Origin of the sequence: Sphingobacterium sp. UBA7249, from assembly GCF_002472835.1 — a bacterium.
GTDB lineage: Bacteria > Bacteroidota > Bacteroidia > Sphingobacteriales > Sphingobacteriaceae > Sphingobacterium > Sphingobacterium prati.
Genome location: NZ_DKST01000024.1, coordinates 116,768 through 139,149 on the forward strand (window position 1 = coordinate 116,768; position 22,382 = coordinate 139,149).

Consider the following 22,382-nt stretch of genomic DNA (forward strand, 5'->3'; position numbering starts at 1 on the left):
TTTGAATATACACCAAGGTAAGCAGAATGATTAGCGATCATCGTGATCCATATCTCAAACGTAAATGAGATGGATCATTTTAGCCGAAGACATGTAGAAAATTACTTTTATTATTTCCAAGTTTATAATGCTGGTAGGACTGAATTCTGACCTTTATGTCGTTGGTGGCAAAAATTCCTGTTGCGTCAGCGGTATCGTACACAGTATCCATGAGTTCCTCGGGAGCTATCATTTGAAGAATATCTTGTGAGCAGTCTATAATAAAATGAGGCATAAGTAATATATCTGTTCTTTACCTAACAGTAGGAATTCGAAATTGTTTATCAGGATTTTATCGTCTCTAAAAGTTGATTATCAATTTAGTTTTCTCTATGGTGGAGAACTTATAATTTACAGAAAACGACTTTTTTAGAAGTTAGTCAGTTATTCACGTGCTTTCATACGCCCTGTCTTAAAGTAAAGAGCGCATGAAAAAGGTGAATTGTATTCAAGATGAGTGCTGTATCGAAAGATTAGCTCATATTGTGCTAATCATTATTGTGATTTTCCGTTGCAAATGAAAATTTTATTGATTTTTCTGGATAGGTTTCCATACTCATACGACTGGTATTTTTGATGATACTTTTTAAGCTGACCCGATCACCTAATTTAAAATAAGCTTCTACGGTTTGATAATCCAATAGATAAGGGCCACAAAAGTAATTTCCATTCGCATCTTTTTCTATGGTTCCTTGATAAAGGCCCGCTTTTGTTTCTTTTGGCATATTGTGTTTAATTTTGAAAACAAATGTAGCAAGAGTAATTGGTAATTCAGAATCAATAGTAATATTCGCTTGCTGATGGCTTAATCAAGCAGTACTACCTACCAATCATGAGGAATCAGAAAGCAGCTATATCGTTCAGGTTTCTTCGATATTAGGCTTGGCAAGCTTCGCGGCAATGGGACTTTACAACGCATCCAAATTTAAATTTGAGGGATTAAGTGAAACGTTTGCTTCCGAAGTGAAAGCATTTGAGATCCACATGGCCTTGGAGGAACCAAATGGTTATGCTTTCAACATTTGGCATACTAGGATTATTACAAACCTAGTCCATAAGAAAAACTGTTTCTACTGCTGAAACTTTTGGTCAGGTGGAAGTTACTTCCTCTGCTATTATCAAACTCTTTGAAACTGAAAACACGCCCTTACGACTGTTTTCGGAAAATTAGTGCGACCATTTGTAAAATAACAGTACGATGAGAAGCTAAAACTTTGACAAGAAGGGATTGAAGTTGCCGTGACGGCTCAAGGTTAAATACCCCTATTATATTCTCAAAGTTCCTATAGCCTGCTAAAGGAGCGTATTCTGCAATTGGATACGCTCTTTTTTTGTTTGGGTAGGATGTAAAGACGCAAACTTCAAAAAGCTATAGGATGGAAAACCAACTTAGGACGTTTACAAAGCTAAGAGATAGCATGTATACCTTTGTTTCTTTTAAGATATAAAATATAAAGAGATGGAACGTAACAATTATTAAGGCGATTGCAACATCCAGTCGGATCTTAGTGTATTTGTTTTAATTTTATTTAGTATTTTAACCTGCTGAATATTAAAGCATGAGTTAAAAAGAACATTATTATGATAAAGACTTTTTTTACCATTGCCGTTTGCCTGGCTATATCATTTGTTTTTGCTCAAAGGCCCCAGGTAAAGGTTGACGAGGGAGCTATAGAAGGAATTACGTTGTCCAGTAGAGTGGAAACATTTCGTGGAATTCCTTATGCAAAACCACCCATAGGCGATCTTCGCTGGAAGGAGCCACAACCAGCCGATCATTGGACAGGAATTCGTAAGATGGATGGTTTTGGAAGCTCACCGATGCAGAAACCAATCTATGGTGATATGAGATTTCGCTCTCCGGGTATAAGCGAAGATTGCCTCTACCTGAATGTTTGGAGACCAAAAGTAGGAATTACAGGTAAACTTCCTGTTTTAGTTTATTTTTATGGTGGTGGTTTCAATGCGGGAGATGGATCAGAAAACCGTTACGATGGCGAGAGTTTTGCCAAAGCAGGGATAATTGTTGTTACAGTCAATTACCGTTTGGGAATCTTTGGTTTTTTTGCCCATCCAGAATTGACCAAGGAATCATCGAGACATGCCTCGGGAAATTATGGTCTTTTAGATCAGTATGCTGCATTAAAATGGGTTCAAAAAAATATATCCGCTTTTGGTGGGGATCCTGATGAAATTACTATTGGGGGTGAATCAGCCGGAAGCATGTCTGTATCTGCCCAGATGGCTAGTCCTCTTTCCAAGGGACTGTTTAAGCGTGCCATTGGTCAAAGTGGAAGTGTTTTTAATTTGAGATATGGTACTGTTTCCCTTGTAGAGCAAGAACAACAAGGTATCGCATTTGCCACCAAGGTAAATGCGCAAAACCTTAGTCAGTTGCGTAAAATTCCTGCAAATGAACTACTAGACCGCGCAAGCGAGCCCGGTGCTTTTATGACACGTCTGATCGTAGACGGCTATTTTTTTCCTAAATCACCGCTGGAGATATTTGAAGGGGGAGAACAGTCGAAAGTTCCCCTGCTTGCCGGCTGGACCTCTACAGAAGCTCCTTATGCTGCCTTTATGGGAAAATCCTATCCATCACCGGGCAACTATGAAAGGTTAGTACGGGAGCAGTTCGGCGCTAAAGCTGATGACGTACTCAAATTGTATCCCGGAAAAACAGAAAATGAGGTTATCAAGTCAGCCACTGCCCTGGCCAGCGATAATTTTATTGTTTATAGTACTTGGAAGTGGCTCGAGCTACAACGAAAGAATAGTGGTCAGCCAGTATACGTCTATACGTTTAGCAAGGCACGCCCGCCGATGAGTCCAGCCTATAGCGATGTGCAGACAGGACTTGCTGGAGGGATAAGTAAAAAATCTGCCAATGCTACGGACAAAGGGAATCTGCCGCCAGCTCTACTGGGAGCTTCTCATGCCAGCGATATCGAATACCTATTGGGAAACCTGAAGAGCAATGATGTTTTTGCTTGGACGGAAGAAGATTACAAAGTATCACAGCTCGGACAGCGCTATTTTATGAATTTCATTAAAACCGGCAATCCCAATGGGGAGGATCTTGCTATATGGCCAAAAACCACAGCAACAGACAAGTTTATGAATATACTTAACTTAAATATTGAGGCACAGGCATCTCCTGAAGAATTTAGAGATAGGTATCTTTTTCTTGATGGTTTATTTGTCGAAAAGGAACATCAGGCTAAGGTGGGTAAGTAGATTGTCGGTATTACCTGGTTAAAAAGAAAAAAATATGGCAAAAAATAGAAATTCATATGATTTCCAAAAAGGTTGAAACGCTAAAACCTCGAATACTGGGAAATGCGCTTTTAAGTTTTTTTGCTAAACACTTAGCGTTAGTTTGAGTTATCATATTCTATGAAATGTTTGTTTGCTACATGCAATGAAATGGTGATTTGCAACTTTCAATTGCATTTGTAAAATACAAGATATCGCTTAGACAATTTAAATGCTTTCGCACAATCCTTTTGATCATACGTTTACTTGCAATGAGCAACCTTTTTGCTAATTTGCACAACTGTCAATACAAGAGTTATTGATCGGTAAAAAATACTAGAGAAGCAATTTAATAGCAATAATGCACGCAAAGTTTATCGAACTTATTACACAACATGTCACTCTTTCTGATTTGGAAAAGGATCTGTGCAAGCGTTTTACGGAACCCGTTTTGTGTCCCAAAAACCATATCCTCGAAGAGGAGGGAAAGATTCCAACTTATTTATATTTTGTTGTATCGGGATTTGTTCGTTTGTTTCATTATAATGATAAGGGGGATGAAGTGACTACACATATTAACTGCCCGCCAGGTTTTATCACCTCGTATATAAATTTCAATAGTCAAACCCGATCAGATGAAAATCTAGAATGTATTACCGAATGTGAATTATTGCGCATTAGCAAGAAAAACCTAGACCTTTTAATACAAATACCTTCATTCAAAGATTTTAGCATCTATGTGTTTCAGGAGTCATTGTCGTATAATGAGCAAAGGTCGAAGGAGCTTGCAACTCTTACTGCAGACAAACGATATCTGAAATTGATGACAGAGCATCCGGAATTATTACACAATGTACCAATGCAGTATATTGCTTCTTTTTTGGGTATGAACGCTAAAAGTTTGAGTCGTATCCGCAGAAATATCTTTAAGTAACATTTGTGAAGCGATTTTAAATTTACGAGGCGGAACTTTGCCTTATCATTTAAAATCCATACACATGACAAATAAAAATTTGGTATTGGTGTCCGGCGCTAACGGACATTTGGGCAATAATCTAGTAAGACTATTAATAAAAAAAGGCTTTGACGTACGAGCGTCGGTGCGTAATAATAGAAACTACAATTGTTTCAAAGAGCTGAATTGCGAAGTCGTCCAAGCAGACATTACTGACAAAGCTTCTTTCGTACGAGCACTTAGTGGCGTCGAGACCTTCTATGCAGTAGGTGCAGCTTTTAAGCTATGGGCAAAAGATCCTCAGAAAGAGATCTACGAGGTGAATATGCATGGAACACGTAATACTATTGAAGCTGCTGCTGAGGCTGGAGTCAAAAGAATCATTTATGTGAGTTCCATAGCAGCTTTGGACTACAATAATTTGCCAATTAAAGAAAGTAATGGTTACAATTCTGATCGCAGGGATGCCTATTATAATTCTAAGAACGATGGCGAAAGACTGGCTTTTAAATTGGCAGCAGAACTCGGTGTAGAACTGGTTTCCGTAATGCCTGGAGCGATGATTGGCAGTGAGGCCTTTCTTCCTCTAAATGTTTCCTACAGCGTGTTACGATTGATTTTGACCAAACAGATACCAGTAGACACTGGTATTACTCTTAATTGGGTAGATGTAAAAGATGTAGCCGAAGGTTGCTACCTAGCGGCAGAGAAAGGGAAAGCGGGAGAACGGTATATACTTACCAATGAAAAGTGTATGAGTATTACAGATACCACCAAATTAGCACAAATACTTTATCCTGAACTAAAACTTAGTATTCCGGCCGCTGTTCCTAAGTTTGTGCTTTATGCGATTGCCGGACTAATGCAATTTACGGCAAAGCTAAAGGGGAACCCTCCGTTGATCACCATTAAAGATATTGCTATGTTTTCTGGACTCCAACAAGACTTTGATATTTCTAAGGCTCGAATGGAACTAGGATTTAATCCAAAAAGTAGCGAACAAGCAGTTAAAGAAGCACTTGCTTATCTTGTGCAGCACGAAGAGCTGCTTTAGCATGCTTTATGATTTTAGTTGTGTTGGTGTCGCGAGGTAGTTCAGTTTTTAATTCCATTGCTCAGGGCTGTTTAAATTACTCTTTGACGGCCCTGATGATTTACTTGCAGATCTACACTTAACCTAATTCAACCGATGAATAGGATTATTAATGAGAACGATTGCGTAGAAATCTCGAAAGGAAAATCTAAATAATAATTATCTTGGTGTGATAACCAAGTTTCCTGTTCATAGTATAAAAGGTATCGTTTCTCTATTTTGATGAAAATTCAAAATTTTTGTTCTTTTTTATTGAGGAGTCAAAAGAAGGCTATTTTGGAACTATGGCTTGTAGGAGGTAAAGCTTCAGACATGAGGCAAAAAGAAGGGTACTCAGGTCAAAAAAATGATGCTGGAGAATCTGAAGCTGGGATGAATTTGCAGAAAAATCGAATTACAATAGAAACCTTTATAAACAAATTTTATGGTAGACATTTGGAAAAATAGATGGAAACGTACAGCTTTATTAGGCTACCTCACGTTGAGTTCAGTTTCTTTTACATTTGGACAATACTATAACTCCCAGGTCTGGGATCCCGATTTGGGTAATGGAAAGTTTAAAAATCCTATAATAAATGCGGATTATTCAGATCCAGATGCTATACGTGTCGGAGAGGACTATTACATGATTGCCTCTAGCTTCAACCATAGTCCTGGATTGCCTATTCTTCATTCAAAAGATATGGTTAACTGGACAATAATTGGACATGCTCTAAAGCGACAGGTCCCTGAATCGGTATTTAATCAAGTACAGCATGGTGGGGGAGTATGGGCGCCGTCGATACGTTACCACAATGATGAGTTTTATATCTATTACCCCGATCCAGATTTTGGCATTTACCAGATTAAGACGAAAGATATTCGAGGGGCATGGTCCAAGCCAAGTTTGGTTTTTGAAGGAAAAGGATTAATTGATCCCTGTCCATTTTGGGACGAAGATGGCAAATCCTATTTAGCTTATGCCTACGCGGGCAGCCGAGCGGGATTGAAGAGTGTGATTGGAATCGCTCAGATGAACACCGAGGGAACAAGTGTATTGGACAGAGGCACAATAGTCTATGATGGACACGAGCTGGATCCAACCATAGAGGGACCGAAAGTTTATAAGCGAAATGGGTATTATTATTTGTTTGCTCCAGCAGGCGGTGTAGCAACAGGCTGGCAACTTATCCTAAGGTCAAAAAATATATATGGACCTTATGAGCGCAAGATTGTGATGGCGCAGAACAACTCAGCGGTAAATGGCCCTCACCAAGGGGCTTGGGTGGATACCCCTAGTGGCGAAGACTGGTTTTTTCATTTTCAGGACAAGGATGCCATGGGACGTGTTGTGCATTTACAACCCATGGTATGGAGAGCAGATTGGCCTGTCATAGGAGAAGACAAAGATGGAGATGGCATTGGCACACCAGTTATGACCTATACAAAGCCGAATGTTGGCAAGCAACTGTTCCCACAAGTAAATCCACAGGAGTCAGACGAATTTGAAACACCTAACTTGGGCCTGCAATGGCAATGGCAGGCTAATCCTGACGGTAATTGGTTAATGCCGTCACAGAAAGGAAGCCTGCGTCTCTATAGTCAGCAGGTTCCTCATGGGAGCAAAAATCTAATGGCTCTGCCAAATATTTTGACACAAAAATTTCCTGCTGATAATTTCGTTGCGACGGCTAAGATTCGGCTACGACCAAATGAAAAAGATTTAGCAGAAAAAGCGGGTTTTGTAGTTGTGGGTGAGGATTATAGCCAACTTTTTATTCGTAGAGATAATGGAGTCTTTCATCTATATTATGGAAGTTGTATGAAATCTTATGCCGGTAACGAAGAAAGCACACGTCTGTTGACTGATTTGTCAGATGATTTTGTTTACCTGCGTGTACAGGTCAAAGATGGACATAATTGTAGCTGGTCGTATAGTACTGATGGAAAAAAGTATTTGGAGGTAGAGAAATCCTTCCAAGCTAAACCTGGGAAATGGATAGGTGCTACTCTTGGCTTGTATGCTAGTCGGGATAAACAGATTAATGACAGTGGGTATGCGGAGGTAGATTGGTTTCGAATAAGCAAATAAATACAATCAAAAATAATCAACAACAAAGGGATGAATAAACGTATCGCGATAAAAGAACTACTTTATTTATGTTTAATTTTTTCACTGCTATTGCTGTGTAGCGGGCAGGTAAGATGCGCGCCAACGGAAGTGATTACGGTAGATAAACAAGGAAATGGAGATTTTAAAAGTATACAAGCAGCAATCAATACGGTGCGCGCTTTCCGTGGTGATCATTCCGTCCGGATTTTGGTAAAGAAAGGCGTTTACCAGGAAAAGATAGTAATTCCAGCCTATTTGGAAAATCTTCAACTTGTTGGAGAAGACGCCATGGAAACGAAAATTGTATTTGATGACTATGCGGGTAAGATAACAGAATGTCCGGATGAGACAGGACAGACCAAATTGGGCACATTCAGCAGTTATACATTATTGGTAAGGGCCAGTGGCGTTTTAATAAAGAATATCAGTATCGAAAATGCAGCCGGACCTGTGGGGCAAGCTGTAGCCCTTCATCTGGAAGGCGATTGTATCGCCGTTGTAAATTGCCGTTTATTGGGATTTCAGGATACATTATACCTTGGCAAAGGAAACAGTAGAAGTTATTTCTCCAATTGTTATATCAGTGGAACTACAGATTTTATTTTTGGCCCTGGGACATCATTTTTTGCAAATTGCAAGATGATCTCTTTAGGAAATTCCTACGTCACAGCCGCATCTACACCGATTGGACAAGCTTATGGATATGTCTTTCATCAGTGTGATTTTTTGAGATCGGATACGTCTGTCAGTAAAGTATTTTTGGGAAGGCCTTGGCGTCCCTATGCCCAGACTGTTTTAATAGACTGCTATTTAGAGGAGCATATTGTGCCAGAAGGTTGGAATGAATGGAAGGGGGACAAACTGTTCCCTCAGAAAGAAAAAACCGTTTTTTATGCTGAATTAGGCTCTAGGGGCGGTGGAGCTAAAGATCTTTCGAAACGAACAACTTGGTCGCACCAGCTATCTGCTGCTAAACGCGGTGTGTATGAGTTAGAAAAGGTAATGGGAGATTGGAACATTAAAAAGATGCTCAATGAAATGGAAAGATAGTCTGGCGATCGTATTAACCAACAGTTGCATCATCTGTTTCTTATTATCGAGATGTCCTGTGCAGGCGCAAGAAAAGTTGATTCCAAAAGATACAACATATACTACCTTGCGTGTATGGCGTCAAATAAAAAAGGAGCATCCTTACATAAAACCTGCAGTTGATAATTCGAGAGGGTTAGGACAAAAGTAATAAGTAATAGAAGACAAAAAACCGTTGATAAAAATCTAAAAATGAAGATTTAATGTTCCCGAGACTTCACTTTATGATATTATGACAGAAAAAAGTAAAGTATATGAGTTTACAGTTCGATAATCAATTTCATTATTAAATAGATAAATATCACCAATGCAAAGGATAAATTTGAGGTTATCAATTATGGAACCCTTATGACTAGAGTATCTTTTCAAGATCGGCTATTATTGATAAAGAAAGTAATGTTAAGGAATTTCACTAAACTAAGCGTATGTAAGCTTTAAGGAGGAGAATATTAAAATTATTATTTATCTTTATACCCTATGCAAAAGAAGCTATTCACATATTATAGTTTAACGATTGGAATGATTGCCTAATACCGGGTGACCTGTTTCTTAAATCTTAGGTTTGGTAGTCATCACATTACCAAAGGGGATTTTTATGTTACAAGTCATTCGATGACAAAGGATTTAATCAATTTATTTCAATATTTTAAATAATTAAGTAGTGAATAACTTATCATTATATGGTTGGAACGACGACCTGTTCCGACTTAAAGAAAGTACACAATATAAAAATCTTTTTCATGGCCGTGTTGCTGCAGTAAACAAGACCAATTACGAAGTCATTGCCGAAAGTGGGCGACTTTTATGTGAGCTGGCGGGCAATGTGCTGTACGGGAGGCCTTCCTTCGAGTTTCCATGTGTTGGCGATTGGATTATCTTCCAACCTTTTGAGGATAATAGAGCTATAATTATAGATATTTTACCACGTAAACATACCTTATACCGAAGAAGAAGTGGTACGGAATCCGAGCGCCAAGCTATTGCATCCCATGTTGACAAAGCATTTATTGTACAAAGCCTCGATGCCAACTTCAATGTTCGTCGAATAGAACGTTTTATGGTTCAGATTTTAGAAGAAAATATTCAGCCGGTATTGATTCTAACCAAATCTGATTTGATATTCAATCGCCAACAAATAGATGTGGCGCTCAAACATATTGAGCGGCAAATACCAATATTTTTCACAAGTATCCTTTTACCTGAAACTATCCTTCCTGTACAAGAATCAATTAAACGGGGCGAAACTGTCGTGCTCGTGGGATCATCAGGTGTTGGGAAAAGTTCTTTGATCAATGCGCTATGTGAACGAACGGTATTTTCAACGTCTGAGATAAGTAAATCTTCTGGCAAAGGGCGACATACCTCCACCCGACGGGAGATGATACTGATGAGAGATAATGGGATTTTAATAGATACACCAGGGGTTAGGGAATTTGGTTTAGCTTCGGACAATCCGGAGACTTTAGCACATATTTATGATGTGTCCGATTTGGTAACATCCTGCCGTTTTGAAAATTGCACACATGTTAATGAACCTGGCTGCGCAGTTATCGAAGCTGTAAACAACGGTCTTCTAGCAGAAAATGTTTATCATAGTTATCTTAAGTTGCGAAAAGAATCCTGGTATTTTGCTGCTTCTGAACATGAAAAGCGCAGAAGAGACAAGTCTTTTGCAAAAATTTCTGAAGAGGCTAAGAAAATAAAGAAACGTTAACTAATCAGTACAGGTGCTCCATCAGCGAATGGAGCACCTAAATTAACTAGTATATGTTTTAGCCTATCTAAAAAAATCTGCTAAATTTTTTGGTTTCTGAATTTTCCAGAGGATTGGTATCATGATGGACGAACTCGCCAATATATTGGTTAAGCAAAAGCTCACGGTATTAAATTTCAGTTTATAGGAACTAATTTGTCATAGGAATTGTTAAAGTTATATCATCACAACTGAAATCGGCGAAGGCAGTATGAATACTTTGATCAAGAAATAATTGATAAACAAATAATTTAAACGGATGGAAAAGAACGAATTATACTTTCATGTAGATACCTTAAGAAAGATCCATGATGCTATTTTGGATCAGGATGAACCTTTTTATACAAAACAGTTAAAGTTTTTTAGATCACTGATTGAAGAGGGGAAGTTAAATGAATTTCCAAAAGAAATTATCAGAAAAACAGTCGATATCTTCAATCGGATAGCGGGAATAGCAGATGGCCAAAAAATGTCTGTTTCGGATGATGAATTTGACGAGCTTGATGCCGATTACAAAAAATTTGAAAATGATAAGGCTAAATAGTCTTTTTATTCTCAAATGAGCATTGACAATGCCTTATTCATTAAATGTAACCTTAATTTGAGTAACAAGCAGGCCATATTTTATTTATAGGCGTAATAACAACTTTGGCTGTAAAGACGTTGTAGATTTGTTTTCGATAACCAATCATACTTTGTGAACATAAATTGTCTAAATTTATTGAAATCTACAAAATTAATTCCTGAATCCGAATAAATTGGATTATCGGTTATATACCGGTGAGCCACTTGATGTACTTTTTTGCAAATTATATTGCATTCCTCAAGCTGCTGGTTATTGAGATACGGAAATTTGGTACCTAACCTTTCGTTAATTGGTTTCAGCCAATTTTCTCCAAATTCCAGTGACAGCTGGAGTCCATAATTTAAAATTTCGATTGATAAGTTAGTTTGGCTCATATATTACCATAAGTTTACTTAATCTATTTAGAACCACATTTGTGCCAAGAAATGAGTGTGCCTTAACTGGAGAACTATTAGGTAGATTTTCACTGCCAAAAGGATACTTCAAACATATTCTATCCGTGATCAACTATTGTGACAACGTCATTGGTCCCTAATAAACCATATTTGTAAATAACTTTAACCAATTATTGTTCGCAATCAATAGTAAATCGATTTGTAAGGTAATAATATAAAAAAATAAAATTGTATCAGTCGATATTTTCACATATAATGGGATTATGTAAAGCCTTCGTGATTACTTCTCTCAGTTTATGATCATTTTTATCTCCCCATTGTCCGAGCGCAGCGATTATGGGGATTAGAGACAGACCGAAGTCCGTCAGGCTATATTCAACTTTTGGTGGGAGGACAGGATATATCCTTTTGCTGACCAGTTCGTGTTCCTCGAGTTCTTTCAGCTGGATATTCAATACTCTTCTTGAAGCATCAGGTATCTTTCGCTGTAATTCACTCGGTCGCTGATATCCTTCGTTGATAAACCAAAGGAGACGCATTTTCCACTTGCCATACAAGACTTCACCTATGAGATCGAGGCCGCAATTTAAGTTTGGTGTTGTTTTTCTTTCGTACATATTGCAAAGTTAACCCTATGTTCCAATTGGCACAATAGGGGAAAAATTTATCCCTATGCAATTCGTAATTCCGTACTTGTACAGACCGGTATTATACAAGAACTTTGTTCAAAAGAAAATGCAAATGGAACAAAAATTTGAGTACTACAACGAATTATCCGGCAAAATTGCTTTGGTAACCGGCGGAACCAAAGGTGCTGGTAAAGCTATTGCGGAGCGGTTAAAAGAGGCGGGGGCCACCGTTATCATTACAGCACGGAACGAACCTGAGTCACCTAACGATCTGCATTTTATTTCTGCGGATCTAAGTAAGCCAGAAGGCACGGCCAAAGTGTCCACCGCGCTATTGGACAGATTTGGTAAACTAGATATCCTTATTAACAATATGGGAGGATCTGAAACTCGGGCGGGAGGATTTGCCGTTTTGGATGATAAAGATTGGATAGAAGCAATTCAAACGAACTTATTGGCATCAGTCCGTTTAGATAGAGCCTTTTTACCTCAAATGCTAACAAGGAAAACGGGGGTAATAATTCATATGGCCTCTATTCAGGGAAGATTACCACTTTATGATTCGACACTTCCTTATGCAGCTGCAAAAGCAGGATTAATTAACTATAGTAAGGGTTTGTCAAAAGAAGTGTCCCCAAAAGGAGTACGTGTATTGACCGTTTCACCGGGATGGATTATGACAGATGCATCCATAAGAATGATGGAACGAATTTCAGAAAGCTCCAACATTTCACTAGAAGAAGCAACACAAAGTGTAATGAATGCATTAGGAGGAATTCCCTATGGACGACCAGCTCAGCCTCAGGAAATAGCAGAATTAATAGGATTTCTTGTATCTCCCCGAGCAGGCTATCTAACGGGAACGGAATATATCATAGATGGCGGAACGATCCCAACAATTTAATTCGTAAAGAGATGGATTTACCTCAAGTAATAGCAGACCTCATTACTGCACAAAATAAATTTGATAGTATCGCTTATTCCAATTGTTTTTGCGAAACAGGAATCATGTTAGATGAAGGAAGAGCACATATAGGGAGAACTAAAATCTCTCAATGGATTATTAAAGGCAATAAAAAATATAATCCGGTTATGAAACCAATCAGTTTTGAAGGAGATGAAAATAAAGGTGTATTAAAAATTTAAATATCAGGGACATTTCCTGGTAGTCCATTGATTTTTACTTACGATCTCAAATTTGTCGAAAGATTGATTCAATCACTAACGATTACGGTGTAAATGGGATCGTTTGTTGTCATGCGATAATCAGTTTTTCTTTTATACGAATGACAGGCTCTTAATAAGGATTATTATTTCGTAAATTCACTTAATGAAGCTATTCCGAATTTCAACTATGCGGATAGCTTCTTCATCAAAATAAAAGTGAATGCATGAAAAGCACGAAACGAAATAGAGGTTTTTTCTTTACGCAATATGAAGAGCCGTTTCAAACCCCTTTTGATAAATTATTTAGTATTTTCAAAGAGCTGATTACGCATACTGCGGGCGATTTTGATGAGGCAATTGATTGGTTACGTCAATTGGATAGAGAGTTCAAACTGACTACTCCAGATTACACGATAGATGATTTTATTGCAGATTTGAAGAATAAAGGATACATCAGGGAGAGATTGGAGTTTGGTGGCGACGGCAGCGTAGACATCACCTCGAAGTTGGAAAAAGCTTTGCGACAGAATGCATTGGAACAGATTTTTGGAAAGATGCGAAAAGGAAATTCTGGCAATCATAAGACGAATCACCAAGGGCGGAGCGACGAAAATATGGGCGATTTTAGAAGTTATCAGTATGGAGATAGCTTAGAGAAAATCGCATTAACGGAGAGCCTTAAGAATGCACAGATTAATCATGGGATAGGAGAGTTCGCGTTATCAGAAAATGACCTAGTTGTAGAGGATACGCAGTATAAATCGCAGATGAGTACGGTGTTAATGATCGATATCAGCCATAGCATGATTCTATACGGGGAAGACCGGATCACACCTGCAAAAAAAGTGGCCATGGCCTTGTCAGAGCTTATCCTCACTCGGTATCCCAAAGACTCTCTTGATATCATCGTATTCGGTAACGATGCATGGCCAATATCTATAAAAGACCTACCATATTTGCAGGTTGGGCCCTTTCATACAAATACTGTTGCTGGCTTACAGTTAGCGATGGATATACTTAGACGGAAGCGACATGCAAACAAGCAAATATTTATGATTACCGATGGTAAACCGAGCTGTTTAAACATGCCAGACGGTACCTATTATAAGAATCCAATGGGCTTAGATCCATTTATTACCAGCAAGTGCTATAGCATGGCAGCACAGGCTCGAAAGTTGGGCATCCCTATTACCACCTTTATGATTACCTCAGATTCCTATCTACAGTTATTTGTGGACGAATTTACGGCGTCAAATCAGGGTAAGGCTTATTACACAGGACTTGGAGATTTGGGACAGATGATTTTTGAGGATTACGAAGAAAATCGTAGAAAAAGGATACGATAAAACATTACTTTAACGATAACAAGATACTAATCTAGCGCGATTTCTGCGCGTCATTATAAGAATATATGGATTATACGAAGATTACAACATTTGGTGCATTGAAAGCTTCAGGTTACAAACCGAAGACGATAAAAGAAGAATTACGGCAAAATCTGATTGCAAAGATAAGCAAAGGAGAAACTGTATTTACAGGCGTATATGGCTATGAGGACACGGTTGTTCCCGAACTTGAAAGAGCTATTCTCTCCAAGCACAATATTAATTTCCTTGGGCTCCGTGGTCAGGCTAAGACACGTCTAGCACGGCTTATGGTTAATCTCCTGGATGAGTATGTGCCAGTGGTACAAGGCTCAGAGATCAATGATGATCCCTATCAACCTATATCCCGGTATGCAGTGGAACTTTTGAAGGAAAATGGTGATGATACAGCGATAAACTGGCTCCATAGAAGTGACCGTTTTGCCGAAAAACTTGCTACACCAGATGTGACTGTAGCTGATTTAATCGGCGATGTCGATCCTATCAAAGCAGCCAATTTGAGATTGAGTTATGCCGATGATCGCGTGATTCATTTTGGCATGATTCCGCGCGCAAATCGCTCGATATTTGTTATCAATGAACTGCCCGATCTTCAAGCCCGGATTCAAGTTGCACTTTTTAATATATTGCAAGAGGGGGACATCCAGATTCGCGGATTTAAGTTGCGCCTCCCATTAGATATACAGTTTGTGTTTACCGCCAATCCGGAAGATTACACCAACAGAGGAAGTATTGTGACGCCGCTGAAGGACCGGATAGGATCACAGATCTTAACACATTATCCTACGTCAGTTGAGATAGCGAAGGCAATCACTGCTCAAGAGGCTAATTTAGAAGCCGCACAAAAGGAACATATATACGTTCCTGAATTAGCGCGTGAATTAATTGAGCAGATCAGTTTTGAGGCTCGAGATAGTGAGTATGTTGACGAGAAAAGCGGCGTCAGCGCGCGGATGAGCATTACGGCATTCCAAAATTTATTAAGTACTGCAGAATTACGAATGCTTAGAAACGGCGGGGGAGCCACTGCTATTCGCTTAAGTGATTTTATGGGGATCGTGCCAGCAATAACGGGTAAAGTAGAACTCGTTTACGAAGGCGAACAAGAGGGCGCAGCTACTGTCGCTATGCAGTTAATCGAAAATGCTGTAAAAAGTTTATTCCCGATCTTGTTTCCCAAAGTTGAGAAACTGGAAAAAGAAAACGAACGCTATCCGTACGATGATATTGTTCGTTGGTTCTCAGAGTCAGAGGGTATTGAACTGTCCGACGAACTTTCTGAAACAGATTACCGGCGCCTGTTAGATCAAGTCATACCTATTCGCACCTTGATAGAGGAGTACCAACCACATACCAAACCCGAAGATCAATATTTCCTGACTGAATTTGTCCTCTGGGGGCTGTCGCTAAACAACAAATTAAGTAAATATAGACTAGGCAATGGTCTGCAGTTTCAAGATAATTTTCACGGGTATCTGAGAAATAATTTATAGTAAATAGACAGGGAAGGCTACTAAGATGCAAGACTTCACATAAAAGAAGTTTTGACCTAATTTATCCGAGCTGAGCTTGATGGATTCTCTGAAACTCGAGCAAGATAACTTAATTCTGTTGAAGTTATCTTGCTTTCCTTTGGTCGCGAATGCCAATGCAAATAGCTTAATTTCAGAAACAATATAATCTTTAATTATTGGTTAGAGGTGATAAGTTGTAAAGGACAACTTGTCTAAATTTCCTAGGTATTTTATATTGATCAGTTGGGGAAAAATAGCAAAGAAGCTAAAGTCCCTCATTTTAGCTGCAGAACTATCAAATAACATTTAAAATTGTAACCTTTTTGTTTTAGCCATACTCAATTGTTTTATAAGCATAGGTTTAACCCTTATAAAATAAATAAAATGGAAACTATACAACTAAAACAAAATGTCCAACTCGTTTTCAATATTTTAAAACTTACTTTTACTATAGTTCCTGTGGTAGCGGGGTTGGATAAGTTCACCCATATACTGTGTGACTGGACTCAGTATATCAATCCTTCTATTCTCAATATGCTACCTTTTTCTGGGGCTACATTCATGATAATTGTTGGAATTATTGAAATTATTGCTGGGATTTTAGTATTTGTAAAACCTAGTGTAGGTGGCTTAATAGTCTCAGCATGGCTAGTTTTAATTGCATTGACATTATTAGCTGGCTGGAATTTTGCTGATGTTGCCGTGAGGGATTTAGTGATGGCTATTTCAGCTTTTTCTATGACGAGATTAGCTTCGATCACTGATAATAGATGAAAACAGAAGTAAAATATACTGACAAGGAATTAATTGAAAAGGTTCTGAATAAAGAGACAGCTATTTTTGAATTAATTATTCGGCGGAATAATCCGTACTTGTACCGGATCGGGAGAATGTACCGTTTCAATCATGAAGATACGCAAGACCTGATGCAAGATACCTATATCGAGGCGTTTACTCATCTTCATCAATTTGAAGGAAGGTCATCTTTCCGTACCTGGATTTCCAAAATAATGCTTCACCAATGCTATCGTAAGACCCAAAAATGGTATTCAAAACATATGGAATCGCTTGAAAATAACTGTCAGGTTATTGAAAATTTTCATAATACCGAAACATCAAATATTGTGATAAACAGAGAACTAAATTCAGTCATTGAAAAAAGTCTACTCAATATTCCGGAGGAGTATAGGACTGCTTTTACTCTAAGAGAAATCAATGGATTAAGTGTTCGCGAGACTGCAGAACTTTTAGAAATCAGCGAAAGCAACGTGAAAGTCCGTGTAAATAGGGCTAAAGCTTATTTGCGAAAGGAAATTGAGAAGTTTTATGTCAAAGAAGAAATTTTTGGGTTTAATCTGATCTACTGTGATGCTATGGTGTCACGTGTGATGCATAAAATTAAAAAAATATACCCAGATAATTCCTGATAAACTTTAAAAGAATTAAAATGGATTAAAAAAATAAGCAATGGGCTAATATTTAAAGTTAGCCCATATGCGGTGCCTAATAATGCGATGTTCGATCTAGATAGTTGTTTCATCTAAGTCTGAGGGCGGTGCCTGAAGCTGGGCTGGAAGTCCCTCTGCGTCATTCGCTTCTTCCTGTTCGCCAATTTCTTGATCGTCAATTTCCTGTTCATCAATTTCTGGAAATGCATTTTCGCCCTCAATTCCTACCTCTTCGTCAAAGCCTAAATCATCCTGATCAGGCATTTCGGGAGCTTCATCGGGTTCGTTTTCGGGAAATTCTTCTTCTGGACTATTTGGTATATCGTTCGGAAGATTCTCCGGGCCCGTTTGTGATACAATCGCGAATGCAATGATCTGCGTACCTTGATGCGGATCTTGCGTTATTTGGTTTTTGTTCATAGTCTACAAATCTTTTTATATAAAGAACTTCACTAAGCCTATTACAGTTAACTGATTAACTACGCAATACGAGCCATTTTATACTTGAAATAAATAGCTGACTAAGTATTGTGTTTTTTGGATATAAACATATCTTAATTTTGGGGCTGGTATATATGCTTGAATAGGAGCATATGTACTCTCGTCTCGAATTCGAGATGAGAAAAAAATGTAAGCATAAGATCGACGATAGTAAACAGCTGCACCTTATTCCATTGAAGACAGTCGTCGGACATTTCACCCTTCGACCTTTTTAAGAATAAATTCTTTTAGCCTAGACAAACGTTCGATAGGAAGCCGTTGTACGTGATTAATACGAATTTTACATCCGCTTTGCTTGACATGAGTAAAAAGTAAGTTGCTATCATACGAAATTTCAAACGGTTGAGATAGTTCGATCGGTTGGCTTATTTTACCTAATACAGCGTACTCCAATTCCCCATTTGAGGTAAACCTTTTGATGACGCATTTATCCTTGTATGCGGGTCGTATACAAAACCAAGCCCCATCACCCACACCGCCGAGATATTGTGCATCATGAGGTACAGTAGTAGGTTTATAAAAAAAGCTCATTGAGCCAATGCTTTTATCATTGGGCAGAAGCTTTGCTTTTTTTAGTTTTACACTATCTCCCAGATTCTTCAATAGAAATCCTAGGGACTGCAAACGATTCATTTTAAAACGTTTTAAACCTTGCTCCTCTGAATAAGAATATATCATCCGGTCAGGCACTACATTAACCACATTGCTAATTGGGCTTGCTTTAATTGTTTCAGGAAAATTGATGCTGTGACTCCAATTGTATCGTATAGACGCGCGTCTCAGCATACGGGCAATAAAGCGTGAACAATTATTATTACTATGTGATATTGCACCATATGGGTAACTCCCTTGACGTACACAGTCGTCACCATAAGTTTTGGCGAGCATAAAGTTAATGTCACGTGCGATAGAGAAGTAAAGAATACCCGCTCCATTAAAGACAGATTTCAATGCTTCAAACTGTTCGACAATTTCGTCAAGGTTAGCAATGTGTTCGTTTTCAAACGTTACCTTTAGATTGATGTCTAAGTGAGGGTCAGAAAATTTGGATCGTGCACGTCCGTATCCCCGAGGTGTGATATAACGTCCAAAGTCGTAATAAAGCATTTCACCGGTTTCCCGTTTAATTAAAACGATACCAGTGTGACCGACTTTAAAATTTAAATTCTTTACAATGCCGATTTTTTTAAAAAACATCATCCATTTTTCGTCTCCACGAATTGTGGCATTTGGCCATGTTAAAATAATGGCTATATCGTTGTAGGTTATATTTGAGTACATGGAACTTATCTTAAAATTTGAGTTTACGGTAATAGGAATTTTGGTAAGTTGTGTTCAGTCACTATGTGATAAATAGTTTTAAGTTTTCGCACCAAAGGAAAAAACGTGTCAGCTCATGTTGGTTCAACCCGTCAAAATGAAAAATTTTATGCGGAAAGGGCAGGGCATTGCAGTATACACCGTTTTTTGAGAAAATCAGTACAAATTTTTTATTAAGGCTGTTTCTCGCTTCAGTATCTGCATTAGGGAAAAAAGATTCTATCGAATCATCCCTAAAAATTAAGTACACTATACAATCATATTGACTCTTAATAACTCGATAATCCTCATTTTTATCCAAATCGGCACGAACATATATCTCATTTCCATTGTTCCATAAAAACTCTGCAATATTGTCGATTAAAGCTTGTTTTTGCTGATTTTTATCATTAATCAATAAATATTTCATTTTCAAATACTTTTAAAACTACACACCACATTTCAAAGCCAGTCCTCGAAAACTGCTTTAAGAAAAATTGTCATCGTTTCCACCGTTTATGTGTCCACAGCCAACCGTACGGTTCTTCCCTAATATTTTCTGTTAGTAGATCGACGTACTTTTGGGTTATTTCGCCTTCTGCCGTAAGTTCTGCATGAGAGCATATCGGAATGCAAGCAATTTTGTAGTTTCCTTTTGATAGCTGTGTAATATGCAGATAGATAACTGAGGTACTCCCTTTGCGAGCCAATTTCTCCAGACCTGAAAAAAAATATGTTTGCTGATTCAAAAAGGTAAATTTATAATTTTCATCTTTTGTGCGCGGACTTTGGTCTGCAAGAAAAAGATAAACAGCTGGGGCTGAGTTTTTGGATAGAATATGGCGCACTGCTGTGTGATCAGCTAATAGCTTCACACCAAAACGTGACCTTAGTTTAATCATCAATCTGTCCATCGTTACAGACCTAAGGGGTCTGTAAATGGCGTAGATTTGCTGGCGTATTTTGTATGGCATGAAATTTAATATTTCCCAATTGCCACAATGTCCTAAACAGGCAATAACGTTTCGGTCCGAGTTTATATACTGATCTACCAACGCTAGATTCTCAAATGTTATTTTTTGATCAAGCTCCTTTGCTGGAGCAGAGATACTTTTTATAATTTCAGCAAAATAGGAGAAAAAGCAAGCATAAAACTTTTTTGCGATAGCGTGTACTTCTCCATATCGTTTTTCGGGAAATGAACGTGCAATATTTTGGAGTACTACCGCTTTCCTATACCCAATAAAGTGATAAACAATGAAAAAAGTAAAAGAAGCCGTTGCATATAGAAATCCGATTGGTAACAAACTCATGGCATAGATAACTATATATATACCTCTATATGCAACAGTCTGTAAGGCTTGCTTCATTTTCATTGGTTAAAATTTATTTTTACACCAATGGACGCATAGGGAGAGACCGAAAAATGATAGTCATTATCACCTGCAAATACCCCTTTCAAAGTTCTGTCGCTGTAAGTAGCGGGGCGGTACAGGTTTAGGCCTGCCATGCCAGTAAGTGTTACCCCTTTCGTCCCAACTTTTACTTCGGGGCGGAATCCAGTAACAATATATTGATGGGAAAATATCACATCTTTACCGTCCTTTTGCAGAAGGGCAACCTGCCCATTCATCTCAAGTGCATATGCCAGTCTGAGTTTCTCGTTGAACTGATAACCTGCGGATAACTCGAGTCCCTCGATCACTTCAACATTTACATCGTATTTCCCTTGGAGCTTCCATTTAACATAAACTGCGGGGAATATCATAGGATACCCCAGAGAACTATTGATCGCCGCACCTCCGCCAATATCCAGATTCGGATTCAGATGACGGATAAAAACAAGGCCGCCACTTGCGAGCATATTTTTAAAAGTAATTTTGGAAAAATCGGTAGTAGGAGAAAAAATGCCCATTCCTGCACTTGCCCGCATAGACCACCTGTCGTTTAAGGGGCGTAAATGATAAACGCCCAACTGTAAATTCATAATTTCAGACACCATGGGTTGCGAAAAGTTTCGGTTTTTCAAGGAGACATATGCACCTCCAAAACCAATTCCCCAAGCTGTCGGACGATTGTTCTCATTCAATTTCATGGATAAGGGCATACTGAACATTCCCTGATAGATCATGGCTGAGCCCTTTGCATTACCAATTTTTTCTCTCGGTTTCTCGCCAGGAGGTAAATAATAGTAGCCCGAATTTCCAATGTACTCTGTCCTGAAGGACACCTGCTGTGCGTTTGATTCTAGCGATAACAGCATAGCTAATGTTGCTAAGAATAATATTATTGACTTCACGATTTTAAAATTATATTTATACTTGCTTTGTCTTTCGAACAAAAGAATGATGAAAGAGGTAATACTGAAAGCTATTAACCATGGATTTCAGAATCTACAGGATGAAATTGCGTATAGAAAGAATGGAATAAATTCTTAAGTGCACCAATGTAAGCAGCTATTACGCACCGGGCATCAGGTGTTATGCTTTTGGTATGCTTCTGAACCTCGGTACGTAATCTGTTTCTAGTAGATTTCTGATTCTTAAAATTTATAGGCTAATCCCAGGGATGCACCATTGTTTTTCATCGCGCCTCCTTTGGCTTTGTGCAAATCTGCCAGCCCGAATTGATAACTTGCATTTATTTGCCAATTTTTATCAAAGTCATAACCGATAATAGCACCCAGACCATAATCAAAGCGGTTCATAGCTGGTCTGTTTATTGCGCTGCTATTTTTGAATAGGCTGACACCATCAGACTTCGTCATGATTCCATAGCCGATATACGGACCAGCTCCTATAAAGGCTTTTCCGCTCCCTATTTCGCCCTGTACAATTCCGTATAGTGGAATTTCCACGCCGAAAGATTTAATTTTATTAGATGTTTTATCTGTTATAGTCTCCAGCTTAGAGGTTCTGTAATACAGATCGACACCCGATTGCAGCGCAAAATTTGGACTTAGATCATATTTAATGAAACCGCCGACCGAACCGCCTATGTTCATTTTACTATTGAATCCTTCCATATTACCACTTAGCCGATATTTGGAAAGGCTTGTTCCGGCTTTGAAACCGATTGATACAGGGTTGTCTTGTGCTGATAATTGAGCGGAGAAAATCAATGCGCCTAATCCGATAAAAAATGTAAATACGTTCTTTTTCATTGTTCTAAAGTTTTGAAGT

The 22,382-nt window shown here is 38.4% G+C and carries 23 protein-coding genes and 1 pseudogene; 15 read left to right on the forward strand and 9 right to left on the reverse strand.

The features are described from left to right. Window positions 1-79 precede the first annotated feature (79 nt). Complete coding sequence (locus tag B4A24_RS23915) at window positions 80-274, reverse strand: hypothetical protein (protein ID WP_312399633.1); 195 nt, start codon at window positions 272-274, stop codon at window positions 80-82. 253 nt (window positions 275-527) lie between these two features. Beyond that, the gene (locus tag B4A24_RS16265) at window positions 528-764 is read right to left on the reverse strand and encodes a hypothetical protein (RefSeq protein WP_293946140.1); all 237 of its coding nucleotides are present in this window, start codon (window positions 762-764) and stop codon (window positions 528-530) included. 91 nt (window positions 765-855) lie between these two features. Between B4A24_RS16265 and B4A24_RS23920 the strand changes: the two are divergent. The 9 genes and pseudogenes from B4A24_RS23920 to B4A24_RS16305 all read left to right on the forward strand — a co-directional run. Then, a pseudogene (locus tag B4A24_RS23920) lies at window positions 856-1,119 on the forward strand (SDR family NAD(P)-dependent oxidoreductase); the annotation flags it as partial. 501 nt (window positions 1,120-1,620) lie between these two features. After that, window positions 1,621-3,276 (forward strand): carboxylesterase/lipase family protein, encoded by a 1,656-nt coding sequence (locus B4A24_RS16270; protein WP_293946141.1) that lies wholly within the window; start codon window positions 1,621-1,623, stop codon window positions 3,274-3,276. A gap of 379 nt (window positions 3,277-3,655) precedes the next feature. Further along, on the forward strand, window positions 3,656-4,228 hold the full coding sequence (locus tag B4A24_RS16275; RefSeq protein WP_293946142.1) for a Crp/Fnr family transcriptional regulator: 573 nt from the start codon (window positions 3,656-3,658) through the stop codon (window positions 4,226-4,228). 88 nt (window positions 4,229-4,316) lie between these two features. Beyond that, window positions 4,317-5,303, forward strand: a complete 987-nt coding sequence (locus tag B4A24_RS16280; RefSeq protein ID WP_293946143.1) for an NAD-dependent epimerase/dehydratase family protein — start codon at window positions 4,317-4,319, stop codon at window positions 5,301-5,303. 261 nt (window positions 5,304-5,564) lie between these two features. Further along, window positions 5,565-5,789: a hypothetical protein gene (locus tag B4A24_RS16285; RefSeq protein WP_293946144.1), complete on the forward strand. Its 225-nt coding sequence runs from the start codon at window positions 5,565-5,567 to the stop codon at window positions 5,787-5,789. Continuing rightward, window positions 5,767-7,413 carry a glycoside hydrolase 43 family protein gene (locus tag B4A24_RS16290; RefSeq protein ID WP_293946145.1) on the forward strand — a complete coding sequence of 549 codons (1,647 nt, stop codon included), beginning with the start codon at window positions 5,767-5,769 and terminating at the stop codon, window positions 7,411-7,413. The genes B4A24_RS16285 and B4A24_RS16290 overlap by 23 nt, the downstream gene beginning before the upstream one ends. 30 nt (window positions 7,414-7,443) lie before the next feature. Beyond that, window positions 7,444-8,484 (forward strand): pectinesterase family protein, encoded by a 1,041-nt coding sequence (locus B4A24_RS16295; RefSeq protein WP_293946146.1) that lies wholly within the window; start codon window positions 7,444-7,446, stop codon window positions 8,482-8,484. 700 nt (window positions 8,485-9,184) lie between these two features. Then, the gene (rsgA, locus tag B4A24_RS16300) at window positions 9,185-10,237 is read left to right on the forward strand and encodes a ribosome small subunit-dependent GTPase A (protein WP_293946147.1); all 1,053 of its coding nucleotides are present in this window, start codon (window positions 9,185-9,187) and stop codon (window positions 10,235-10,237) included. 298 nt (window positions 10,238-10,535) lie between these two features. After that, the gene (locus tag B4A24_RS16305; protein ID WP_293946148.1) at window positions 10,536-10,820 is read left to right on the forward strand and encodes a hypothetical protein; all 285 of its coding nucleotides are present in this window, start codon (window positions 10,536-10,538) and stop codon (window positions 10,818-10,820) included. A 670-nt stretch (window positions 10,821-11,490) separates the two neighbouring features. Here B4A24_RS16305 and B4A24_RS16310 read toward each other — a convergent pair. Next, window positions 11,491-11,874, reverse strand: coding sequence for a winged helix-turn-helix transcriptional regulator (locus B4A24_RS16310; protein ID WP_293946149.1), 384 nt, complete (start codon window positions 11,872-11,874; stop codon window positions 11,491-11,493). A gap of 124 nt (window positions 11,875-11,998) precedes the next feature. Between B4A24_RS16310 and B4A24_RS16315 the strand changes: the two genes are divergently transcribed. From B4A24_RS16315 to B4A24_RS16340, 6 genes are all read left to right on the forward strand, one after another. Further along, window positions 11,999-12,790, forward strand: a complete 792-nt coding sequence (locus tag B4A24_RS16315) for an SDR family oxidoreductase (protein ID WP_293946150.1) — start codon at window positions 11,999-12,001, stop codon at window positions 12,788-12,790. A gap of 11 nt (window positions 12,791-12,801) precedes the next feature. Beyond that, window positions 12,802-13,032 carry a nuclear transport factor 2 family protein gene (locus B4A24_RS16320; RefSeq protein WP_293946151.1) on the forward strand — a complete coding sequence of 77 codons (231 nt, stop codon included), beginning with the start codon at window positions 12,802-12,804 and terminating at the stop codon, window positions 13,030-13,032. Window positions 13,033-13,277: 245 nt separating this feature from the next. After that, window positions 13,278-14,399 carry a vWA domain-containing protein gene (locus B4A24_RS16325; RefSeq protein WP_293946152.1) on the forward strand — a complete coding sequence of 374 codons (1,122 nt, stop codon included), beginning with the start codon at window positions 13,278-13,280 and terminating at the stop codon, window positions 14,397-14,399. Between the two features lie 65 nt (window positions 14,400-14,464). Beyond that, window positions 14,465-15,931, forward strand: a complete 1,467-nt coding sequence (locus B4A24_RS16330; RefSeq protein WP_293946153.1) for a magnesium chelatase — start codon at window positions 14,465-14,467, stop codon at window positions 15,929-15,931. Between the two features lie 405 nt (window positions 15,932-16,336). Then, window positions 16,337-16,726, forward strand: coding sequence for a hypothetical protein (locus tag B4A24_RS16335; RefSeq protein WP_293946154.1), 390 nt, complete (start codon window positions 16,337-16,339; stop codon window positions 16,724-16,726). Beyond that, window positions 16,723-17,379, forward strand: a complete 657-nt coding sequence (locus B4A24_RS16340; protein WP_293946155.1) for a sigma-70 family RNA polymerase sigma factor — start codon at window positions 16,723-16,725, stop codon at window positions 17,377-17,379. Before B4A24_RS16335 ends, B4A24_RS16340 begins: the two co-directional genes overlap by 4 nt. A 96-nt stretch (window positions 17,380-17,475) precedes the next feature. Here B4A24_RS16340 and B4A24_RS16345 read toward each other — a convergent pair whose 3' ends face one another. The 6 genes from B4A24_RS16345 to B4A24_RS16370 form a co-directional block, all read right to left on the reverse strand. Then, entirely contained in the window at window positions 17,476-17,820 is a 345-nt protein-coding gene (locus B4A24_RS16345; protein ID WP_293946156.1) for a hypothetical protein, read from the reverse strand. 276 nt (window positions 17,821-18,096) lie between these two features. Then, window positions 18,097-19,182, reverse strand: coding sequence for a DUF6695 family protein (locus B4A24_RS16350; protein ID WP_293946157.1), 1,086 nt, complete (start codon window positions 19,180-19,182; stop codon window positions 18,097-18,099). Window positions 19,183-19,243: 61 nt separating this feature from the next. Further along, a complete protein-coding gene (locus tag B4A24_RS16355; RefSeq protein WP_293946158.1) occupies window positions 19,244-19,630 on the reverse strand; it encodes a hypothetical protein in 387 nt (128 codons plus the stop codon). 70 nt (window positions 19,631-19,700) lie between these two features. Continuing rightward, complete coding sequence (locus tag B4A24_RS16360) at window positions 19,701-20,576, reverse strand: lysophospholipid acyltransferase family protein (protein ID WP_293946159.1); 876 nt, start codon at window positions 20,574-20,576, stop codon at window positions 19,701-19,703. Then, on the reverse strand, window positions 20,573-21,499 hold the full coding sequence (locus tag B4A24_RS16365) for a DUF6268 family outer membrane beta-barrel protein (RefSeq protein ID WP_293946160.1): 927 nt from the start codon (window positions 21,497-21,499) through the stop codon (window positions 20,573-20,575). Before B4A24_RS16365 ends, B4A24_RS16360 begins: the two co-directional genes overlap by 4 nt. Window positions 21,500-21,742: 243 nt before the next feature. Further along, complete coding sequence (locus B4A24_RS16370) at window positions 21,743-22,363, reverse strand: porin family protein (RefSeq protein ID WP_293946161.1); 621 nt, start codon at window positions 22,361-22,363, stop codon at window positions 21,743-21,745. Between the last annotated feature and the right edge of the window lie 19 nt (window positions 22,364-22,382).